We start from the raw sequence: 4,790 nt of genomic DNA, 5'->3' as shown, positions 1-4,790 counted from the left end.
GAAGCTGGCGTCGAGCCCTCGGTGGGCAGCAAAGGCGACAGCTACGACAACGCGCTGGCCGAGACAATCAACGGGCTGTACAAGGCCGAACTGATTCACCGGCGTGCACCCTGGAAGACCAAGGAGGCGGTGGAGCTGGCAACGCTGGAATGGGTCGCCTGGTTCAACAACCACCGACTGCTGGAGCCGATCGGCTACATCCCGCCCGCAGAAGCTGAAGCAAACTACTACCGCCAACTCGTCAGTCAAGCTGCCACGGTGGTGGCCTGACTTAAACCAACGGGCCTCCGCGATACCCGGGGCGGTTCACTTCACGCAGCGCAGCGGACCCATGGACCGAACCCGTGAACGGGCTCGGTCGGGGCGCATCCGGCGGCTTGGCAGCGGCCTGAATTCCGATGATCAATAGAACCCCAAAACCGGCCCCGACGCCGGCGCCGCGGCAGGCCGTTTCAGGCTGATCGTGGACGATTGGCTACATTCAACCGAGAACTTGCGCGCGTAGGACAACTACGTGACGCGTCCGCGTCGAACAACGCTTCGTGGACATCTGCGTTATCGATCCCACTGTCCGGTCTGGGGTGTCGTCTGCCCGTCAAGGAACGGCTTCAGTGCAGTGGGAGATCCGCGCTTGCCCACCGGAGCAATACAGCGCAGAAGATCCTCGGCGATCTTCACATCGCCTCCTTCGCTCGGCACGCTCGGCACCGTTACCTCGTCTCCCGGATGCCCGTTGGGAACGCACAGGCTCGGGTGATCGAAGGGGGCGCGCTGGAAGCGAACCCGGTCGTCCGTCAAGGAGAGCAGGAAAGCGACCAGATCGTCCTGCTGGGCTTCCGAAAGCCCCAATGGCTGGATGTCAGGATCCAAGTCCGCTTGGTTCTCTTTCGCGAAGTCGCCGCCACGGTTGTAGAACTCCACCACCTGCTTGAGGGTGGAGTTGCCACCATTGTGGAAATAGGGCCCGGTCAGCTCGACGTTGCGCAAGCCTGGCGTCTTGAACGCACCATCCACGGCAACCCGGTCACCGGCTTGAACACTCGGCTCCTTGTCCGGGTCGAACTGATTGCCGAGCAAGCGTGTCTTGCCCAGTTGAGCGATCCTCGTCTCCGATAGCGGGTTGCCGAACGGATCTTTGCCGCCCACGCCCAGGTCTTCGGCTGTGGGACGCACCCCGATGTTGTAGAAGCCGTTGTCATAGACCGCCTCGCCCCCGTTACCCATGACCATTCGCTCCAGGCGTTCGTTGAGCACATTGCGAACGGAAGCGTTCGTCAACTCCGCCCCACCGTGGCAGTTGATGCACTTTCCCTGTCCGGTAAACACCTTCAGTCCACGACTCTGTTGAGGATCGAGTGCAGTCCTTTTTCCTTCCAAAAATCGGTCGAAGGGCGTGTCGTCTGAGACCAGCGACGCTTGGTACAGCTGCAGAGAAAGGCCGAAGAACAACGCGAAATTGGCTTCGATGTGCTCGACGCTTTGCTGCCCTCTGGGGCCACCTGCACCGCCCGCGCCTCGTCCGCCGTTTCCACCGTTTGCACCGCCAGGGTCTCCCACACGGCTCGCCCGCCGAATCAGGTCCATCGAACGTTCTTGAGGTGTCATTTTCGCGGGACCATTCTTCCAGTACGCGGGCTGGAAGGCCTTGCGGATCAGGTCACCATAGGACACCTTCAACCCATTGCCGCGGGGATCGGCGAGGGGGCCAAGTACGCTGTCTGCCTGATGCACCTTTTGCTTGCCGAGTGGCTTGACCTCGAGCAGAGTGCGACCCAGCTCCACGAACGACCTTCCATTGCAGGACATCTCGAACGCGCTCAAAGGAGGACCCGACGCCTGTGACGCAAGGCTGGAGAACGGGATGGCTACAGCAATTTGCTGCAGCTGGCCGTTCACGGCTTTGAAAACGAATGCGTTCGGATTCCTGAGGCCAAACGGATCTCCGCCGTTGAAGTCGTTGACGGCGCGCCCGTCCCAGAAGTTTCTGAAGTTGAAGACAGCATTGATGGTCGTTGGTGTGTTGCGAGGCTCGACTTGCCGCACATTTACCCCGCCCACATGGAACCCGTTGCCGCCTTCGTCGACCCTCTCGGACAGGTTCAAGCAGGTGTCCGGGTCTTTTCCACCAGCGCTGATGAAGTCCGCACGGAACACCCCCTGCGATGAGGCCACGTCATTCTTGTCTGATCTGCGTGAGTCGGCGCGATCCGGATTCAAGTGCTTCGTAAACGGAAAATCCTCTTCACTCAGCTCATGGTTCGGACCGCCAACCTGGAACGTCTTGTCGCCGGCCAGCAAGCCCGGACTGAGTTGATTCTTGATGCGGTTGTCGGCGCCGGCATGAAAGTGACAGCTGGCGCAAGCTTGTTTGCGATCGCTGCCGACCTGAATGTCCCAGAACAGCGCCTTTCCGAGTTGAATCGCTGCACGCTTGTCCCGCACATACTCGTTCAGGACCGCATCGGGCGGACCAGGAACGCGAACGGTTTTCAGCGAAGCAAGTGACTGGACGTCCACTTGGTCTTGAGTCCAGACAGTCCCGCTCGAGAGCGCTCCTGCGACTGCAACACCGAAAAGCCCGAAAGCGATAGTTTTGGATCGGCGAAATAGATACGGCTTGGAAAACATGGGCATCCCTTACGAGCGATGTGCCAGACGACTGTGCTTGCTGGTAAAGCGTTTATATGTAACGCTTGTAAGCGGGTCAATCGAATGTGCACCGGCTCCGTCCGTTGCACCACAGAGAATGCGAGATCCTCCTCGGGAGCGCGATTTGCTCCGACGAAGTCATTTGTACGGTGCGAGACATAGGCCGCAAGGGCGGCCCGCGCGGTGCGCAGAGAACATGCTGGCCGTGCCCGCGACGCGAGGACGCCGGGCCGACGCCGCGAACACGCTGGAGGTCGATCGCAAGTTGCCGGCACACCTGCCGCGTGACTCGAAGGTCTACCGGCCCGAGGCCAGCGACGACCACCACGACGCGAAGGGCCAGGCGTGCGGCTGCACGGCTTGCGGTGGCCGTCTTCGCCTGATTGGTCAGGACATCTCGGAGCAACTCGAATACGTTCCTGCGCACTTCAAGGTCATCCGCCATGTGCGTCCGAAGCTCGCCTGCGTGGCGTGCGAGACGATCTTCCAGGCAGCCGCGCCGAGCCGACCGATCGCGCGCGGCATGGCCGGCCCGGGGCTCATCGCCCATGTGATGGTGTCCAAGTATTGCGACCATTTCCCTCTTTACCGGCAGAGCGGCATCTATGCCCGCGATGGTGTGCAGATCGACCGCTCGACGATGGCTGGCTGGGTGGACAACGGCGACGCACTGCTCGACCCGCTGGTGGCTGCGCTGGGGCGCTACGCGCTGGCCGGCGCCAAGGTGCACGCCGACGACACGCCGGTTGCGGTGCTCGACCCCGGCCGTGGCCGAACCAAGACCGGGCGACTGTGGGTCTACGTGCGCGATGACCGCCCGGCTGCAGCCAAGGACGCACCAGCGGTCTGGTTCCAGTACTCGCGATCAGAGCGCCCATGAGCCGACATCGAGACCAGGCCGCCGGGCAGCTGCCGCTCGGCTACTCACGCGGCCATAAGCGGCTGCTGGTGAAGGTCGGCTATACGGCGCCTCGCCCGGGGCCGGCTACTCAGTCGGGTATTCGAGAGCGACCTCGAGCACCGCCCGAACTGCAGAGGGCGGCTCAAGGTCATCGCGGCGCATCACGCCGCGCCAGTGCGCGATGCTCGACTTCGCGACGAAGGGGACATCGGCGCGATCACCGCGTTCTTCGGGCTCAGCAACCGGACGGCCAAACTGAGCGCGATGCGGCCGAACGACGAGTTCTACCTGATGGGCCGCGTGCCCAAGCCGCCGAAGCCGGATCGGGCCGGCGGCTGACTCTCCGCCCGCCGCCGGCGCGGGCGAGCGATCAGTCCGGAGATCCGTCCGGGCGCTGCTGCAGCGCGTTGATCCGGACCTCGATCGGCGGGTGCGTCGACAGCAGCGCCATCATCCCGGCGCCGCGGCTGTTGATGCCGAAGGTCTTCACGGCCTTCGGCAGCTCGCCCGGATCGACGCCACCGAGCCGCGCCAGCGCGTTGATCATCGGCTGCCTGCGGCCGAGCAGCCGCGCCGAACCGGCGTCGGCGCGGAACTCTCGCTGGCGCGAGAACCACGCGACGATGATCGCGGCCAGCACGCCGAGCACCATGTCCATCACGATCGTCGTGACGTAGTAGCCGATGCCGACGCCGCGATCGTTCTTCAGCAGCACGCGGTCGACGAAGTAGCCGACGACGCGCGAGATGAACACGACGAAGGTGTTCATCACCCCCTGCAGCAGCGTCATCGTGACCATGTCGCCGTTGGCGATGTGGGCGATCTCGTGGCCGATCACGGCCTCGACCTCCTCGCGGTTCATCGCCTGCAGCAGCCCGGTGGACACCGCGACCAGCGCCGAGTTCTTGAAGGCGCCGGTGGCGAAGGCGTTCGGCGCGCCTTCGAAGATCGCGACCTCGGGCATGCCGATCTTCGCCTTCTGGGCGAAGCGCTCGACGGTCGTGACGATCCAGCGGTGCGTCGGATCGGTGGAGTCGTTGATGACCTGCGCGCCGGTCGACCATTTGGCGACCTTCTTGCTGATCAGCAGCGAGATCGTCGCGCCGCCGAAGCCTATCAGCGCCGAGAACGCCAGCAGCATGCCGAGGTTCAGCCCGTTGGCGGTCAGGAAGCGGTTGACGCCCAGCACGCTGGCGGCGACGCCGAGCACCAGCATCACGGCGAGGTTGGTGACGATGAA

General features: G+C 63.5%; 3 protein-coding genes and 2 pseudogenes. 3 read left to right on the top strand and 2 right to left on the bottom strand.

Going from position 1 to position 4,790, the window contains the following annotated elements; translation table 11 throughout:
• On the top strand, positions 1–270 hold a 270-nt coding region (locus H0W40_RS19250), incomplete at its 5' end, for an integrase core domain-containing protein (RefSeq protein ID WP_292449443.1).
• A 285-nt stretch (positions 271–555) separates the two neighbouring features.
• Here the strand turns inward: H0W40_RS19250 and H0W40_RS19245 are convergent.
• On the bottom strand, positions 556–2,628 hold the full coding sequence (locus H0W40_RS19245; RefSeq protein WP_292449441.1) for a cytochrome c peroxidase: 2,073 nt from the start codon (positions 2,626–2,628) through the stop codon (positions 556–558).
• Between the two features lie 274 nt (positions 2,629–2,902).
• Here H0W40_RS19245 and H0W40_RS19240 point away from each other — a divergent pair.
• Positions 2,903–3,511: pseudogene (locus tag H0W40_RS19240) on the top strand (IS66 family transposase); the annotation flags it as partial.
• Between the two features lie 243 nt (positions 3,512–3,754).
• Positions 3,755–3,889 (top strand): annotated as a pseudogene (locus tag H0W40_RS19235) (alkylhydroperoxidase); the annotation flags it as partial.
• A gap of 31 nt (positions 3,890–3,920) precedes the next feature.
• On the opposite strand, the gene htpX reads toward H0W40_RS19235, so the two are convergent.
• Positions 3,921–4,790: protease HtpX (gene htpX / locus H0W40_RS19230; protein ID WP_292449438.1), on the bottom strand; the 870-nt coding region annotated here is incomplete at its 5' end.

This window comes from Methylibium sp. (assembly GCF_013817345.1).
GTDB lineage: Bacteria > Pseudomonadota > Gammaproteobacteria > Burkholderiales > Burkholderiaceae_C > Methylibium.
Note: the sequence above shows the minus strand (reverse complement) of the source record. Positions and strands in the feature narration are given on the sequence as shown.